Origin of the sequence: Nannocystis sp., from assembly GCF_016714285.1 — a bacterium.
Classification (GTDB): domain Bacteria; phylum Myxococcota_A; class Polyangia; order Nannocystales; family Nannocystaceae; genus Nannocystis.
Window position 1 is genome coordinate 119,648 of the sequence record NZ_JADJNN010000014.1, and the last position, 15,791, is coordinate 135,438.

12 protein-coding genes and 1 pseudogene are annotated in these 15,791 nt (G+C 71.0%); 4 read left to right on the forward strand and 9 right to left on the reverse strand.

Going from position 1 to position 15,791, the window contains the following annotated elements; genetic code table 11:
- Positions 1-34: 34 nt before the first annotated feature.
- The 7 genes from IPJ59_RS23825 to IPJ59_RS23855 all read right to left on the reverse strand — a co-directional run bounded on the left by IPJ59_RS23825 (position 35) and on the right by IPJ59_RS23855 (position 10,271).
- Complete coding sequence (locus IPJ59_RS23825) at positions 35-1,648, reverse strand: TolC family protein (protein ID WP_293273424.1); 1,614 nt, start codon at positions 1,646-1,648, stop codon at positions 35-37.
- Positions 1,645-4,902: an efflux RND transporter permease subunit gene (locus tag IPJ59_RS23830; protein WP_293273425.1), complete on the reverse strand. Its 3,258-nt coding sequence runs from the start codon at positions 4,900-4,902 to the stop codon at positions 1,645-1,647. Before IPJ59_RS23830 ends, IPJ59_RS23825 begins: the two co-directional genes overlap by 4 nt.
- Complete coding sequence (locus IPJ59_RS23835) at positions 4,899-5,951, reverse strand: efflux RND transporter periplasmic adaptor subunit (protein WP_293273426.1); 1,053 nt, start codon at positions 5,949-5,951, stop codon at positions 4,899-4,901. The genes IPJ59_RS23830 and IPJ59_RS23835 overlap by 4 nt, the downstream gene beginning before the upstream one ends.
- On the reverse strand, positions 5,948-6,631 hold the full coding sequence (locus IPJ59_RS23840) for a TetR/AcrR family transcriptional regulator (protein WP_293250829.1): 684 nt from the start codon (positions 6,629-6,631) through the stop codon (positions 5,948-5,950). The genes IPJ59_RS23835 and IPJ59_RS23840 overlap by 4 nt, the downstream gene beginning before the upstream one ends.
- Before the next feature lie 251 nt (positions 6,632-6,882).
- Positions 6,883-8,169 carry a flotillin family protein gene (locus tag IPJ59_RS23845; RefSeq protein WP_293273427.1) on the reverse strand — a complete coding sequence of 429 codons (1,287 nt, stop codon included), beginning with the start codon at positions 8,167-8,169 and terminating at the stop codon, positions 6,883-6,885.
- Positions 8,166-9,557 carry a flotillin family protein gene (locus IPJ59_RS23850; RefSeq protein WP_293273428.1) on the reverse strand — a complete coding sequence of 464 codons (1,392 nt, stop codon included), beginning with the start codon at positions 9,555-9,557 and terminating at the stop codon, positions 8,166-8,168. The genes IPJ59_RS23845 and IPJ59_RS23850 overlap by 4 nt, the downstream gene beginning before the upstream one ends.
- A 99-nt stretch (positions 9,558-9,656) precedes the next feature.
- Positions 9,657-10,271: a hypothetical protein gene (locus IPJ59_RS23855; RefSeq protein ID WP_293250837.1), complete on the reverse strand. Its 615-nt coding sequence runs from the start codon at positions 10,269-10,271 to the stop codon at positions 9,657-9,659.
- 96 nt (positions 10,272-10,367) lie between these two features.
- Between IPJ59_RS23855 and IPJ59_RS23860 the strand changes: the two genes are divergently transcribed.
- The 4 genes from IPJ59_RS23860 to IPJ59_RS23875 are packed head-to-tail and all read left to right on the forward strand — an operon-like array spanning position 10,368 to position 13,704.
- Complete coding sequence (locus tag IPJ59_RS23860; protein WP_293273429.1) at positions 10,368-11,003, forward strand: DNA-3-methyladenine glycosylase; 636 nt, start codon at positions 10,368-10,370, stop codon at positions 11,001-11,003.
- A 10-nt stretch (positions 11,004-11,013) separates the two neighbouring features.
- Positions 11,014-11,451, forward strand: coding sequence for an HIT family protein (locus IPJ59_RS23865; RefSeq protein ID WP_293273430.1), 438 nt, complete (start codon positions 11,014-11,016; stop codon positions 11,449-11,451).
- 29 nt (positions 11,452-11,480) lie between these two features.
- The gene (gene hemB / locus IPJ59_RS23870) at positions 11,481-12,461 is read left to right on the forward strand and encodes a porphobilinogen synthase (protein WP_293273431.1); all 981 of its coding nucleotides are present in this window, start codon (positions 11,481-11,483) and stop codon (positions 12,459-12,461) included.
- A 4-nt stretch (positions 12,462-12,465) separates the two neighbouring features.
- The gene (locus IPJ59_RS23875) at positions 12,466-13,704 is read left to right on the forward strand and encodes a 2-hydroxychromene-2-carboxylate isomerase (protein WP_293273432.1); all 1,239 of its coding nucleotides are present in this window, start codon (positions 12,466-12,468) and stop codon (positions 13,702-13,704) included.
- Between the two features lie 34 nt (positions 13,705-13,738).
- On the opposite strand, the pseudogene pip (IPJ59_RS23880) reads toward IPJ59_RS23875, so the two are convergent.
- Together pip (IPJ59_RS23880) and pip (IPJ59_RS23885) are read right to left on the reverse strand one after the other, a co-directional pair.
- A pseudogene (gene pip, locus IPJ59_RS23880) lies at positions 13,739-14,738 on the reverse strand (prolyl aminopeptidase).
- 8 nt (positions 14,739-14,746) lie between these two features.
- Entirely contained in the window at positions 14,747-15,706 is a 960-nt protein-coding gene (gene pip / locus IPJ59_RS23885) for a prolyl aminopeptidase (RefSeq protein ID WP_293273434.1), read from the reverse strand.
- Positions 15,707-15,791 lie beyond the last annotated feature (85 nt).

Here is a 15,791-nt window from a genome sequence, read left to right on the forward strand (position 1 = left end):
CCCTGACACGCCCGAAATTGGCGCGCCGGACGGCTCAGCGACGGGCGCCGCTGGGGTTCATGCGACCGGTCGCGTAGAGGAGTCGGGTGGTCGCGACGTGGAGGTCGATGCGGGCGCTGACGGCTTGCAGCCCGGCGCGCACCTGGTCGCCCTCGGCGTCGATGATGTCGTTGGTGGTCGCGGCGCCGGCCTTGTAGTTCTCGCTGGCGACGCGGTAGGCCTCGGCGGACGAGGCGAGGCCGCGGGTGCTGAGCTCGATGGCCGCGAGGGCCCGTTCGCGGTCGTGGTAGGCCTGCACGACCTCCATGGCGATGCCGCGGCGCATCAGCTCGGCTTGCAGGATCAGCTCGCGCTTGTCGCTCTTGTGCTCGCGGACCTGGGCCCGGGTCATCAGGGTCTGGTTGATCGTGTAGCTGAGCTGCACGCCGGCCGACCACGACGCGCGCCACACCGGCGACAGCGGGAAGAAGCGCTGGTTGGGGTTCGCGTAGGTGGTCTCGGCGAAGCCGTCGAGGCGCGGGTAGTACTGCGCCCGCGTGGCCCGGATGCCGTGCTCGACGCCGTCGATCGCCCGCTCCAGCGCGCGGAGCTCGAGGCGCTTGCCGTGAGCCTCGGCGATCAGATCGTCGAGCCGGGGCAGCGAGGCCATCGGCGGCGGCGACAGCATGTCCTCGCCGACCTCGTAGCTGCGCGCCGGCTCGTTCATGGTGATCGCCAGCGCTCGCTCGCTGATCTGGCGGAAGGCGCGGGCGTCGTTGATCGCCTCCTGCTGCGAGGACACCAGCGCGTCGACGCGGAGCACGTCGGAGCGGGTGGCCGCGCCGGCGTCGAACAGGTTCTGCACGTCGGCGAGGCGGGCCTGGGTCCGCTGCAAGGCGTCCTCGATCACGATCAACGCGGCGACCGATCGCAGCCAGTTGAAGTAGGTCAGGCGGGCGTCGGTCTCGACCTTGACGCGCTCGGCGTCGCGGGCCAGCGTCGCCGACTCGCGCGCGGCGAGGCTGCCCTTCCGGGCCGGCGCCAGCGACAGGATGTAGTCGGAGATCGGGATCGCTAGCTGGGCCTGCAGCGAGTAGCTGTTGAGCGGGATGTTGATCTTGAACGGCGGCGTGACGACCAGCGGCTGGCCCATCGGGTCGAGCGCGCACTGGCCGACGCCGCCAGGGCAGGGGCCGACCGTGACCGGCGCGGCGGCTGCACCGTCGGCCGGACCGTTCGCGGCGCCGACACCCGCGCCGCCGCCGAAGTTGATCGCCGCCTTCGACAGCCGGGTGTAGCCGCCCTTGACGCCGAGGGTCGGCAGGAAGGCGATCATCGTCTGGTCGAGCCTCGCGGCCGCCCGCTCGATCGCCACCTGCTTGATCTGCAGCGAGGGCGAGGCGGCGATCGTGCGCTCGGCGACGATGTCGCTGGTGAGCCCGCCCGCGACCGGCGTGAGGCCCTTGCCGAGCGGGCTCTGGCGGAGCGAGGCGTCGAGCGCCGCCGGGTCGGCGGCGTTGCCGAGGACGGGTCGGCTGCTGGCCGGCACGACTGGCGCGGCGTCGTCGCGCGGGAGGGCGGAGCTTGGGGCCGGCGGCGGAGAGACGAGCGCGCGCGGCGAGGGAGCCGCGACCATGAGGGCGGCGAGGAACAGGGTGGAGGCGGTCATTCGCGGTGGCCCGGCTTGACGATGTTGGGGATGACGAGGTCGCTGGCGACGGGGTCGTCGGCGTCCGATCTGGCTGAAAGGTCAGGTGACACGTGGCCCGCCAAGTGCGGCGACATGTTGAGGCCGGCCGCCCACGGGGCGTCGAGCGACTCCGCGGGCAGGTTCGGGTCGATGCCGAAGAACTTGCGGCCGATCCACTTCATCGAGCGGCTGGTCGTGAGGCGGTCGAACAGCAGGTAGGCGACCGGGACCACGACGAGGGTGAGCACCGTCGAGGTGATCATGCCGCCGATGACGATGACGGCCATCGGCGCGCGGGCCTCACCGCCCTCGCCGAGCGCGAGGGCGACGGGGACCATGCCGAACACGGTCGCCGCGGCGGTCATGACGATCGGGCGCAGGCGGATGCGGCCGGCCTTGAGCAGGGCGTCCTTGATCTCGGCGCCCTGGGCCCGCTCCGAGTTGGCGAAGTCGACCAGCAAGATCGCCGTCTTGGTCACCAGGCCCATCAGCATGATCAGGCCGATGAAGGAGAAGATGTTGAGGGTCATGCCGGCGAGGTAGATGCCGCCGAAGGCGCCCACGACCGAGAGCGGCAGCGAGATCATGATCACGATCGGCTGGGTCAGGCTGTCGAACTGGGCCGCGAGGATCATGTAGACCAGCACGATCGCGAGGGCGAGCGCCAGGAGCATCGCCGTGAACGCCTCGATCATGATCTCCGCGTCGCCGAGGTAGCTGGTGGTGAGGTGGGCCGGCACGACCCGCGCGGCGGCCTCGTTGACGAGCTTTTGGGCCTCGCCGAGGGTGACGCCCTTGATGTCGGCGAGCACCACGATCTGACGCAGGCGGTTCTGCCGCTCGATCTCGCTGGGACCGCTGCCGCGGCCGACCCGCACCACGCTGGCGAGGTCGACCAGCTGCCCGGTCACGCTGCGCACCTTGAGGTTGTTGAGCGCCTCGACGTTGGCGCGCTGCGCCTCGGGCATCTGCAGGATCACGTCGTAGATGTCCGAGCCCTCCTTGAGGTCGGAGATGGTGTCGCCGGCCATCAGGGCTCGGATCGTTCGCGCCACCGCTGCGACCGGGACGCCGAGGTCGGCGGCCTTGTTGCGGTCGACCTGGATCGCCACCTCCGGCTTGCCGCCGCGGTAGGTGATGTCGAGGTCGACGAACTTGCCGGTCTTGTCGAGCTCGGCGCGCAGCGCCTGGGCGGCGGCGGTCACCTCGTCGAGGTTGGTGCCGCGGATCGAGAACTGCACCGGCTGGGTGCGGAAGCCGCCGTCGCCGCCGAAGAGGTTGACCTCCTCGACCGTGACGAGCACGCCCGCGATGCCGGCGAAGCGGTCGCGCGCCCACTGCATCGCCTCCTGCTGGCTGTAGCCGCGCTGCTTGCGGGGCTTCAGCGTGACGGTGGTCTGGGCCCGGTTGACCTGGCCCTGGGCGCCGCCGCCGATGGTGGTGAAGGTGTCCTTGATGCCGTCCAGGTTGTCGCGGATGTCCTTGCCGATCGCCTGGGCGGTGGCGACGGTGGCGTCGAGGCCGGTGCCGGTCGGGAGCTCGACGTTGACCGAGAACTGCGACTGGTCCTGCTGCGGGATGAACTCGGTCGGCACGCGGGTGACCAGGCCGATCGAGGCGACCAGGGTGGCGATGGCGAGGGCGACGGTGGTCCACGGCCAGCGCAGCGCCCAGCGCAGCACGCCGGAGTAGACCCGCTCGACCGCCGCGAAGCCGCGGTCGAACAGGCGGGCGAACAAGCCCGGGGCGCTGGCGTGCTGCATCCGCATCAGCCGCGACGACAGCATCGGCGTCAGCGTGAACGAGACCAGCATCGACAGCAGCACCGCGGCCGAGACGGTGAGGCCGAACTGGAAGAAGAAGCGGCCGATGATGCCGCTCATGTAGGCGACCGGCACGAACACCGCGACGATCGAGAGGGTCGTGGCGATGACCGCGAGGCCGATCTCGGAGGTGGCGTCGAGGGCCGCGCGCATGCGCGGCTTGCCCATCTCGAGGTGGCGGTAGATGTTCTCGATCACCACGATCGCGTCGTCGACGAGGATGCCGATCGACAGCGAGAGCGCCAGCATCGAGATGTTGTTGAAGCTAAAGCCCATGTACGACATGAACGCGAAGGTCGCCACGACCGAGGTCGGGATCGCCAGGGCGGCGATGAAGGTCGCGCGGATGTCGTGCAGGAAGACCAGGATGATGATGATCGTCAGCAGGGCGCCCAGCACGAGGTCGAACTTGACGTCGTCGATCGCGTGCTCGGCGAACACGGAGTTGTCGGTCGGCATCGCCAGCTTGACCCCGCGCTTCTCCAGCTCGGGCTTCATCTCCTCGATCACCTCGCGGACCTGCTCGGCCAGCGCGACCACGTTGGCGCCGCTCTGCTTGCGCACGACCAGGGCCAGCGCGGCCTCGCCGTTGAGGAAGGAGGCCGAGCGGGCCTCCTCGACGTCGTCGACGACCTCGGCTACGTCGTGGACGCGGATCGCCGCGCCGCCGACCCCGCGGATCACGATGTCGCCGATCTCCGCGGCCGACTTGACCTCGCCCTTGGTCTTGATCGTCAGCTCGCTGCCGCCGGTCTTCACGTAGCCGGCCGGCAGCTCGATGTTGCCGGCCTGGATCGCGCCGGTCACGTCGTCGACGGTGAGGCCGAAGCCGATCATGCGGGCCGGGTCGACCAGCACCTTGACCTCGCGCTCGCGGGCGCCGATGAGGTCGACGGTGCCGACGCCGGGGACCTGCTGGATGCGCTGCTTGACCTCGTCCTTGGCCAGCTTGGTCAGGTCGCGGATCGGCATGTCGCTGGCGAGGGCGACCGAGAGCACCGGCGCGGCGCCGGTGTTGAACTTCTGGATGACCGGCGGGTCGATGCCTCGCGGCAGCTCGCGCTCGATCGCCGTGACCTTGTCGCGGACGTCCTGCAGCGCCTGGTTGCCGTCGACCTCGAGCTCGAACTCCATGATCACGGAGGTCACGCTCTCGTAGTTGCGCGAGGTCATGCGCTTGACCCCGGAGATCGACTGCAGCGCCTCCTCGATCGGGTCGGCCACCTTCGACTCCATCGTCTCCGGGTCCGCGCCCGGGTAGATGACGGTGGTCGTGATGACCGGGAACTCGACGTTCGGGAACAGCTCGACGCCGATCTTCGGCAGGCTGTAGAAGCCGAACACCATCAACGCGGCGATGAGCATCGCCGCGAATACGGACCTGCGGATCGATATCTCGGCGATCTTCACGGGGACTCCTTGGCGGCCGCAGGCTGCTTCGCGCGGGCGCTGGCGACGGGGCCCTTGGCGTCCGGCGGCGCGGCCAGCGCGGCGGCGGGCGGCGCGGCGGGGGCCGGCGGCGGGCTGAGCTCGACCTCGACGTACATGCCGGGGCGCAGCGTGTTGTCCTTGTTGTCGACGTCGGCGACGATCTCGATCGAGCGGGTCAACGGGTCGACGGTGGGCTGGATGCGCACGACCTTGGCCTCGCGGGTCGCGTCGACGGCGGTGAAGTGGGCGGTGATGATGTCGCCCTCCTTGACGTGCTTGAGCGTGCTCTCGGGGATCCGCGTGCGCAGCTCGATGACCGAGTGGTCCTGGATCAGCAGCACGGTGGTCGGCGGCATCATCGTCACCGTCTCGCCGACGCTCTTGAACTTGTGCGCGACGACCCCGTCGATCGGCGAGCTGACCGAGGAGTCGCTGGTATTGTGGCGGGCCATCGACAGCATGACCTCGGCCTGGCTGACGCCGTTGACGCTGGCGTTGAAGGCCGCCTCGGCGCGCTCGAGCACGGCGGCGGAGATGGTGCCCTTGTCGGCCAGCTGCTTCTGGCGATCGAGCTCGCGCTTGGCGTTGTCGCGGTTGATCGTGGCGCCCTGCAGCGCCGTCTCGGCCTGGGAGACGCCGAGGCGGATGCCGCGGGCGTCGAGACGGAACAAGATCTGGCCCTTCTTGACCTGGTCGCCCTCCTCGACCATCACGGCGGTGAGCGTGCCGCTCATCTTGGGGCCGAGCTCGGCGCTGTGCTTGGGCAGCGCGGTGGCGACGTAGTGGCTCGCGCCCGGGGTGGCCGAGGGCGTGGTGGTGACGGCGGGTCCGGCCCCGGCCCCGGTCCCTGTTCCGGTCTGCGGCGCGGGCGGCGGGCCGGGGATCGCCGGCGCTGCGGCGCCTTCGCGGGCGGGCGGGAGGCCGACCTTCTTCTCGCCGTTGTCGCACGCGAGGGTGCCCGTGATGCCCGTGATGATGGTGAAGAGTGCGGCCGCGAGGAGCAGGCGAGGGAGGTTTGCCGTGGTCATGGTGCTTGAGCGCCCCGGAGGAAGAGATCAACGATGGTGTCGGCCTTGGCGACCAGCCCCGGCGGGCAGCCGGCGCGGGTCCAGGCGAAGATGGTGGCGTCGCACATGCCCATGAGCATCGCGGCGAGGTCCTCGACCGGGACGTCACGACGCAGCTGGCCGCGCTCCAGCGCCTCGCGGATCACCGCGACGGTTCGCTGCACGCTGGCGGCGTAGCTGTGCTCGCCGTGCTCGTCGAGGGCCCGCTTGCGGGCGTACTCGGAGACCCCGGCGATGCGCAGGAACATCGAGAACAGGGCCCCGTGCTGCTCGAGGTAGGTGAACGCGTCGCGCATGCGCAGGCGAGTGCGCTCGAGCGGGTCGGGCACGTCCGCGTGGGCGTCGAGCAGGACGGTGACCTGGTCGCGCCCACGCTCGAGGATCGAGGTGAAGACCTCGTCCTTGTTCTTGAAGTAGTTGTAGAGGGTGCCGGCGGCGACCCCGGCCTCGGCGGCGATGTCGGTCATCTTGGCGTCGTGAAAGCCGAGCCGACCGAAGACCTGCTCGGCGGCCACGAGGATCGCCGCGCGGAAGGCCGCGCGCGACTCCTCGCGCACGGCGTCCCGCGTGCTCGGCTTCACGGGGGCGCGCGCCCCACCACGCTTGGTCCCGGCGCGCGCCGGCTCTGCCACCTTGCTCATGTCGGGGGTTCACTGCGATGAATCCCAGTTCATGTCAAGGTGAGGGATGTCGCTGTCTAATAATATTCAATACATGTAGATATTTACGAGATATCAGCGAGATGAGTGAAACCTGTTTTAGTTGCGGTGTCGGGGGCCGTGGTTCACGGGCTTGAACTGAAATTCACGGCCTAAGACCGCGCATCAAGGGCGCGACGAGGACGGCGCCTGTCCCAGGGACAGACGCCGTCGTGGGTGCTCGGGGCGCTCGCTCAGCGCGGCTGCGGGGGCGGCCGGGGCGGGCGCGAGTCGTCGCCGAGCTTGTCGCGGAGGACCTTGCTGAGGTCGACGCCGGTGACGGCCCGGACCTGCTCGCTGGCGTCGACGAGGCGGGCGCCGAGCGACGACTGGGCGGCATCGCCGACGCGGTGCGGGAGCACGGTGAGGCGGTCGATGCGAAGCTCGCCGATCGTGCCGGCGAGGTGCTGGAACAGGGGCACGAGCTTCTGCATGAGCAGCACGTCGCGGCTGCTGGCGCCGCCCTTGTTGTAGGTCTCGGCGATGCGGGTGAGCACCGAGGCGGTGGCGCGGCCCTGCTCGACGATCTTGGCGGCGGCGCCCTTGGCCTGCTCCTCGGCCTCGCGGCGGGCGGCGTCGGCGGGCTGGAGGATGTCGGCGTGGAGCTGGCGGCGGACCTGCTCGATGCGGGCCTCCTGCATGCTCACCTCGCCGCTGGCGGTGGCGATCAGGGCCTGGACCTCGGCCTGCTGCTGGGCGATCAGGGCGCCGCGGCGCGACTGCGCGTCGGCGACGCGGCGCTCGTTCTCCTTGGCCGCGATCTGCATCTGCGACTCGAGGGTGGCGAGCTCGGCGTTGCGGGTGTTGTTCCAGCGGAACTCGGCGGCCTGGGCCTGGCTGACGGCCTCGGCGATGAGCGCGTCGCGGCGGATCGCGGCGGATCGCTGGCGGCCCATGGCGTCGAGGTAGCCGACCTCGTCGGAGACGTTCTGGATCTTGAGGGTGTCGAGGACCAGGCCGAGCTTGCTGAGGTCGTGCTCGGCCTCGGCGGCGAGGCGCTGGGCGAAGGTCTCCTTGTCGGTGTTGACCTGCTCCGGGGTCATCGTCGACAGCACGCCGCGCAGGTTGCCCTCGAGGGTCTCGCGGGCGGTCTTCATGATCTGCTCGCGACCGCGGCCGAGGAAGCGCTCGAGGGTGTTGTTGAGCAGCGGCTCCTCGCCGGGCACCTTGATGTTGGCGACGCCCTGGATGTTGAGCGGGATGCCGCCCTTCGAGTAGGCGTTCTTGACCTGGACCTCGATGATCATGTTGGTCAGGTCCATGCGGTCGACCGTCTCGAACAGCGGCACGCGGATCGCCCGGCCGCCGCGGATGATGCGGTAGCCGTAGACCTTGCCCTCGGGGGTCTCGCGTCGGCGGCCGGAGAAGATCAGGACCTCGTTCGGCTGGCAGACGTAGAGGACGTTCTTGATGACGAGGAGGAGGGCGACGAAGGCGATGGCGCCGACGCCGATGAGCGCGAGGATGGCGTCGGGGTTCACTTGGAGGCCCTCCCGCTCGCCGAGGCGCCGGCGAGGATGGCTGGGATGTCGACGCCGGTGGTCTCATGCAGGGCGCTGAGCACGGCGGCGACGGTGTGGGGGAAGCTGGCGGCGTAGCTGGCGATGCCCGAGCCGTCGCCGGGGTCGAGGACGTGGACCTCGCGGACCTTGATCTTGTGCACGCTCTCGACGACGGCGGCGATCAACTCCTCGAGGTGCTGGATGACGTAGATCTCCTTGGCGTGCGGGCCCATGCTGCGCCAGGCCTCGCCGGTGAGCGCGAGCACCTCGGCGATCGCGGCGCCGTTCTCGATCGTCGGCGCCGCGGCGCCCTTGGCGAGGATCGCCTCGGCGGCGCGGTGGATCTCGGCCGGGACGATCACCTCGGCCATCAGGCGCTTCTCCGCCAGCTGGCCGCGCACCGTCTGCAGTTCCTGCTCGGCGTTGGCGCGGGAGGTCTTGGCGGCGGCCTCGGCTTCGCGCTCGACGGACGAGGCGCGGCCCTCGAGCTCGGAGCGCAGCTGCTGCAGCGCGTTGCGCTTCATCAGGATCGCGGTCTCGGCGGTGGCCTTGGCGAACTCGGCGCGCTGGTTGGCGGTGGCCTGGGCCTCGGAGACCTCCTGCGAGGCCTGGCTCTCGGCCTTCTCGGCGTCGCGCAGGACCGCGGCGATCTGCGGGCGGCCGAGCGAGTCGAGGTAGCCAGTGTCGTCGGAGACGTGCTGGATCTTGAGGGTGTCGAGGTGGAGGCCGAGCTTGTCGAGGTCGTCCTGGGCGCTCTTCACCAGGTTGTCGGCGAAGGCGAGGCGGTCCTCGTTGACCTCCTCGGGGGTCATCTGGGCCAGGACCTCGCGCAGGGCGCCCTCGAGGGTCTGGCGGGCGACCATCTGCACCTCGTGCGGCGACTGGCCGAGGAAGCGCTCGATCGCGTTGCGGATCAGGCGCGGGTCGGAGCTGATCTTGACGTTGGCGATCGCGTGGATCTTGAGCGGGATGTTGCCCTTCGAGTAGGCGTTGTTGACGGCGACGTCGATCGACATGATCGACATGTCGAGGCGATCGACGCGCTCGATGATCGGGACCCGCCAGGCCCGCCCGCGGCCGCCGCCGTGGTGCTCGGCGGCCTGGCTGCGGTCGCCGCGGCCGAGCACGATCATCGGCCCGAGGTCGACCCCGTCGCGCATGCGCCGGCGGCCGGTGAAGATCAGCGCCTCGTTGGGTCTGGCGATCAGGAGGAAATTCTTGACCAGCAGGAGCATGAGCAGGATGAAGAGGCCGACCGCGCCGGCGCCGACGAGGGCGAGGGTCGCCATGTCCTTGGTCAGGACCTCGAGGCCGGCGGCCAGGGTCGGGCCAGGTGTCAATGGATGGAGGGCTGCTGCGAGCTGCATCGTGTGGGTCTCCGGCGGGGGCCGAGGGGGAGGCGGGGAGTGAGGGCGCGGGTCGGGTGGGAGCGGCCACGCGAGGGCCGATGCGGGGTTGCTTGCGCCTCAGGAGTGGTCGCTCACGGGCACGCGAGCGACCACGGCGGTGGTCTCGTTCATCTGGATCACCATCGCCTCGTCGCCGGTAGCGAACGGGCGCTCGTCGTCGCTGGTGGCGAGCACGTCGACGGTGGTGCCCTTGAGGGTGATGCGCAGCTTGCCGAGGCTGCCAGGGCCGAAGCTGACGAGCACGCGGCCGGACTTGCCGACGTAGTCGCCGGGGCCGGCGGCGGTGCTGGTCTCGCTGGCGGACAGGCTGCGGAACACGGCGACCGTGACCTGACCCGTGAGGAGGCCCATGCCGAGCGAGAGGGCGAGGGCGACGACGCTCGAGTCGACCAGGTCGAGGCCGTCGAGGGCGAGCCCGGTGAGGCCGAAGAACGCGAGGAAGAACATCCAGAAGCGCAGCGACAGGAAGGCCGTAAACAGGCCGGCGACGCTGCCGTGGGCGTCCGCGACGCCGTGATCGATGCCCTGGCTGCCGCCAGTCTCGGCGTCGGCGTCGGCGTCGGCGCCACCGTCGGCATCATGGCCCCCGCCGTCCTTGTCGCCGAGCAAGATCGACGCGAGCAGGAGGATGCCACCGAGCGCGAAGGAGAACAGGTACACGTACACGTACATGCGCGGAGCGAGATGATTGCACGATCGGCGGTCTCGCGTGCAGGGGTTTGCGCGAGGCGCGGGAACACGCGAGCATCGCGGACCCGAGGCGCTGGCATGCTCGACGAGGAACAGGGTTCACACCGGCCAGGCGAGGCGCCGCTGCTGCCACAGTCGTTCTATGCCCGCGACGCGCTGGCGGTCGCGCGCGATCTGCTGGGCAAGCTCATCGAGCGCGACAAGGTGCTGCTGCGCATCACCGAGGTCGAGGCGTACCGCTGGCCCGGCGACACCGCGAACCACTGCCGGGCCGGTCGCACCGGGCGCAACGCGGCGATGTGGGGGCCGGCGGGGCGAGCGTACGTGTACCTCTGTTACGGCATGCACAACATGTTGAACGTCGTGACCGACGACGAGGGCGAGGGCGCGGCGGTGCTGATCCGTGCGTGTGAGCCGGTGGCCGGGGTGGCCGAGATCCTGGCCCGGCGCAAGCTGACGCGCGAGCGGCCGCCGCTGCTCGCGGGGCCCGGGAAGATCGGCCAGGCCCTCGGCCTCGACGCGGGCTGGTCGCATCACCCGCTGTACGAGCCCGGCGGGCTGTGTGTCCGCGACGCGGCGCCGGTCCCGGCGATCCTCGCGGGGCCGCGGGTGGGCATTGACTACGCGGCGCCGGCCGACCGCGACGCGCCGTGGCGGCTGGCCGTCGCCGGGACGGCGTGGGTCAGCGTTCCGGGCGGCCTGCGACCCGTGTAGAGTCACCGGCATGCCCACCGTGTTCACCCGCATCCTTCAGGGCGAGCTGCCCGCGCGCTTCGTGTGGAAGGACGAGCTGTGCGCCGTGTTCATGTCGATCGCGCCGCTGCGCCCGGGCCACGCGCTGGTGGTGCCGCGCGCCGAGGTCGACCACTGGATCGACCTGCCGTCCGCGACCGCGGCGCACCTCATGACCGTCGCGCAGCTCGTCGGTCGGGCCCAGCAGGCCGCGTTCTCGCCGACGCGGATCGGGCTGATGATCGCCGGCTTCGAGGTGCCGCACGTGCACGTGCATGTGGTCCCGGTCGACGGGATGCGTGACCTCGACTTCGCCAACGCCGACGGGCGGGCGGTCGCCGCGGAGCTCGAGGCGGCGGCCGGGCGCCTGCGCGCCGCGCTGCGCGGGCTGCCCGGGCCCGAGTCGGCGCGCCACGTCGTCGACGCATGACCTGTCCTGAAAGCCAGATGACCATGTCCATGATCTTGCCCCACCGTCCCCGCCGCAACCGCAAGCACCCGGCCATCCGCGCGATGGTCCGCGAGCACCACGTCGGGCCCGAGCACTTCATCTACCCGCTGTTCATCCACGAGGGTGCGGGCGACGTCCCGATCGGGGCGATGCCGGGCTGCAGTCGGCTGTCGCCGGCGGGGCTGCTGCGCGAGGTCGAGGCGGCGCGCGCCGTCGGGGTCCACAGCTTCGCGCTGTTCCCCGCTGTGCCCGAGGCGCAGAAGACCAGCGACGGGCGCGAGGCCCACAACCGCGACGGCCTGGTGCCGCGCACGCTGCGGGCCCTGAAGGATCGCTGGCCCGACGTGGTGCTGGTGACCGACGTGGCGCTCGACCCCTACAACTCGGACGGGCACGACGGGATCGTCGCGCCCGATGGTCGAATCCTCAACGACGAGACCGTGGCGGTGCTGTGCAAACAGGCGGTCACGCAGGCGCGTGCCGGCGCCGACATCGTCGCGCCCAGCGACATGATGGACGGCCGCGTCGGCGCGATCCGCCTCGCGCTCGACGCCGAGGGCTTCTCGGAGGTCTCGATCCTGGCCTACACGGCCAAGTACGCCTCGGCCTTCTACGGGCCCTTTCGCGAGGCGCTCGACTCGGCGCCCAAGAGCGGCGACAAGAAGACCTACCAGATGGACCCTGCCAACCGGCGCGAGGCGCTGCGCGAGGCGAGGCTCGACGCGGCCGAGGGCGCCGACATGCTGATGGTCAAGCCGGCCGGGCCCTATCTCGACATCATCCGCGATCTGCGCGACGCGAGCGACCTGCCGATCGCGGCCTACCAGGTGAGCGGCGAGTACGCGATGCTCAAGGCGGCGAGCGAGCGCGGCTGGCTCGACGAGAAGCGGGCGGTGCTCGAGAGCCTGCTCGGCATCCGCCGCGCCGGGGCCGACTTCATCCTCACCTATTACGCGAAGCAGGCCGCGCAGTGGCTGGCGGGGGGCTGAGGGTATGCGCAAGATCCTCGAGTTCTGGTTCGACTTCTCGTGTCCTTATGCGTACGTCGCGTCGACGCGGGTCGAGGCGGTGGCGCAGCGCGCGGGCGCCGAACTCGACGCGCGACCGATGCTGCTCGGCGGGGTGTTCAAGGCCCGCGGCACGCCACAGAACCTGGCCGCGACGCTGAACCCCGCGAAGGCGCGGCACAACCTGCACGACATGCGGCGCCAGGCCCAGCAAGCCGGGGTCGCGCTGCACATGCCGCCGGGGCACCCACTGCGCACGGTCGAGGCGTTGCGCTGCCTGCTCGCGGTCGGGCCGCCCTTCATGCCGCTGGCGCACCGCTTCTACCGCGCCTACTGGGCCGAGGGCCGCGACATCGGCCAGGCCGAGGTGGTCGCTGCGATCTTGACGGAGGCCGGGCTCGACGCGGCGGCCGTGCAGGCGCTGGCGGCGAGCGACGCGATCAAGGACGAGCTGCGGCGGCGCACGGATGAGGCGGTGGCGCGGGGTGTGTTCGGGGTGCCGACCTGCTTCGTCGGCGACGAGCTGTTCTGGGGGCAGGATCGGCTCGACATGGTCGAGGCGGCGCTCGGCGGATCGCCGCCGTCGCTGCGGTTGCCGCCCGCGACCCCGCTGGCGCCGATCGATCTGTACTTCGACTACTCGAGCCCCTTCGCCTACCTCGCGCTCGCGCAGGCTGAGGCGGTGCTCGGCGCCGCGGCGCGCTGGCGGCCGCTGCTGCTCGGCGGGCTGTTTCGCAGCGTCGGCACGGCCGACGTTCCGCTGTTCACCCAGAGCCCGGAGAAGCGCCGCCACACGATGCAGGACCTGCAGCGTCAGGCGGCCCGCGCCGGTGTGCCCTTCGCCTGGCCGACGCGCTTCCCGATCAGCAGCGTGCTGCCGCTGCGGGTGACGCTGCAGGCGCGCCTGTGCGAGTCGCCGCGGGGGCGGGCGCTGATCGTCCGCGTCGCTCGCGCGATGTGGGCCGAGGATCGCGACATCGGCGATCCCGCGGTGTTGGCCGGCCTCGCCGACGAGCTCGGGTTTCCGGGCGCGGCGATGGTGGCGGCGGCGAACGAGGCGAAGGCCGAGCTGTTCGCGGCGACGGCCGAGGCCGAGGCGGCGGGCGCGTTCGGGGTGCCGACCTTCGTGGTCCACGCGCCGGGGCGTGAGCCGCTGCTCTACTGGGGCGTCGATCGCATCGAGTGGGCCGCCCGCGCGGCCGCGGGCGACGAGACCTTCATGTGACCGTTGTGGCTCGCCTGCCCCTTCGGACAGGTGCTCAGCGGTGGCGGTCGGTGGCGGCCCGCAGGGCGGCGGCGATGCCGGGCTCGAAGGCCGAGTGGCCGCCGTCGGCGACGATGACGAGCTCCGACTGCGGCAGGCACTTGTGCAGGCGCCAGGCGTTCTCGAGCGGGCAGATGACGTCGTAGCGGCCGTGGACGATGGTCGTCGGGATGTGGCGGATCTTCGCGGTGTCCGTGAGCAGCTGTTGCTCGTGGGCCAGGAAGCCGCGGTGGAGGAAGTAGTGGCACTCGATGCGGGAGAAGGCGAGGGTGAAGCTCGGGTCGTCGCAGTGGGCGAGCGTCGACTCGTCGGCGACGAGCGAGGCGACGGTGCTCTCCCACAGGCTCCACGCGCGCGCGGCCTCGACTCGCTACGTGCGGGTCCTCGCCGGTGAGGCGGGCGTAGTAGGCGGCGATCAGGTCGCCGCGCTCGGCCGGCGGGATGACGGCGATGAAGGCGTCCCAGGCGTCAGGGAACAGCACGCGGGTGCCGCGACCGTAGAACCACTCGGCCTCGCGGTCGGTGAACATGAAGATGCCGCGCAGCACCAGCTCGCTGACCCGCGACGGGTGCGCCTCGGCGTACGCGACCCCGAGCGTGCTGCCCCACGAGCCGCCGAACACCTGCCACCGGTCGACGCCGAGGTGCACGCGCAGCGCCTCGATGTCGTCGACGAGGTGCCAGGTGGTGTTGTCCTCGAGCGAGGCGAAGGGCTCGCTCTGACCGCAGCCGCGCTGGTCGAACAGGATGATGCGGTAGTGGTTGGGGTCGAAGAAGCGGCGGTGCTTCGGGTCGGTGCCGCCGCCCGGGCCGCCGTGGAGGAACACCACCGGCTTGCCGTTCGGGTTGCCCGACTGCTCGAAGTAGAGGTCGTGGCGCGCGTCGACGGCGAGGCGCCCGAGGTGGTACGGCTCGATCGCCGGGTAGAGCGCGCTGAGCGGGTCGACGCGGTGCGGGACGGAGTGGGCGAAGATGTGCGGTCGGGCGGCAACCATGGTGGCAGTCAGCGGAGGGCGAAGCGGTCGGTGGCGGCGACGAGCGCCTCGAGGATCCCGGGCTCGAAGGCGGAGTGGCCGGCGTCGGGCACGACGACCAGCTCGGCCTCGGGCCAGGCGCGGTGCAGCTGCCAGGCGCTGGCCATCGGGCAGACGACGTCGTAGCGGCCCTGGACGATGACGCTGGGGATGTGGCGCAGCCGGCCGATGTTCTCGATCAGCTGCTGCTCGCGCTCGAGGAAGCCGCGGTGCACGAAGTAGTGGGCCTCGATGCGGGAGAAGGCGAGGGCGAAGTCGTCGCCCGCTGCGTTGGCGATGTAGTCGGGGCGCTGCAGCAGGAAGCTGGTGCTGGCCTCCCACACGCTCCACGCGCGGGCGGCCTCGAGGCGAGTCGCCGGGTCGTCGCTGGTGAGGCGGCGGTGGTAGGCCTTCATCAGATCGCCGCGCTCACCCGCGGGGATCGGCGCGAGGAAGGCCTCCCACGCGTCGGGGAACAGCGCGCTCGCGCCGTCCTGGTAGAACCACAGCAGCTCGCTGCGGCGCAGCAGGAAGATGCCGCGGAGCACCAGCTCGCTGACGCGGCGCGGGTGGGTCTGCGCGTAGGCGAGCGCCAGCGTGCTGCCCCACGAGCCGCCGAAGACCTGCCAGCGATCGATGGCGAGGTGGCTGCGCAGCTTCTCGATGTCGGCGACGAGGTCCCAGGTGGTGTTCTCGCGCAGCTCGGCGTGCGGGGTGCTCTGGCCGCATCCGCGCTGATCGAAGAGGACGATGCGGTAGGCCTGCGGGTCGAAGAAGCGGCGCTGCTTCGGGTCGGTGCCGCCACCCGGGCCGCCGTGCAGGAACACCACCGGCTTGCCCTCGGGGTTGCCAGACTCCTCGTAGTAGATGCTGTGCAGGCTCGAGACCCGCAGCGTGCCCGTGCTGTGGGGCTCGATCTCCGGGTACAGCGCGGGGCGCGAGGGGATCATCGCGGCCTACATTGGCAAAGGCCGGCGATCGCGTCCAGCGGTGGCGCGTACGCGGGTATGGCTCCATGCTGCCGCGCACATGGCG

Excerpts from the sequence above, each read along its gene's own strand:
- IPJ59_RS23825 (WP_293273424.1), bottom strand. The coding sequence starts at position 1,648 with ATGACCGCCTCCACCCTGTTCCTCGCCGCCCTCATGGTCGCGGCTCCC.
- IPJ59_RS23865 (WP_293273430.1), top strand. The coding sequence starts at position 11,014 with ATGCCCACCGTGTTCACCCGCATCCTTCAGGGCGAGCTGCCCGCGCGC.
- IPJ59_RS23850 (WP_293273428.1), bottom strand. The coding sequence starts at position 9,557 with ATGCAGCTCGCAGCAGCCCTCCATCCATTGACACCTGGCCCGACCCTG.
- hemB (WP_293273431.1), top strand. The coding sequence starts at position 11,481 with ATGATCTTGCCCCACCGTCCCCGCCGCAACCGCAAGCACCCGGCCATC.
- IPJ59_RS23835 (WP_293273426.1), bottom strand. The coding sequence starts at position 5,951 with ATGACCACGGCAAACCTCCCTCGCCTGCTCCTCGCGGCCGCACTCTTC.
- pip (WP_293273434.1), bottom strand. The coding sequence starts at position 15,706 with ATGATCCCCTCGCGCCCCGCGCTGTACCCGGAGATCGAGCCCCACAGC.
- IPJ59_RS23840 (WP_293250829.1), bottom strand. The coding sequence starts at position 6,631 with ATGAGCAAGGTGGCAGAGCCGGCGCGCGCCGGGACCAAGCGTGGTGGG.
- IPJ59_RS23860 (WP_293273429.1), top strand. The coding sequence starts at position 10,368 with ATGCTCGACGAGGAACAGGGTTCACACCGGCCAGGCGAGGCGCCGCTG.
- IPJ59_RS23855 (WP_293250837.1), bottom strand. The coding sequence starts at position 10,271 with ATGTACGTGTACGTGTACCTGTTCTCCTTCGCGCTCGGTGGCATCCTC.
- IPJ59_RS23875 (WP_293273432.1), top strand. The coding sequence starts at position 12,466 with ATGCGCAAGATCCTCGAGTTCTGGTTCGACTTCTCGTGTCCTTATGCG.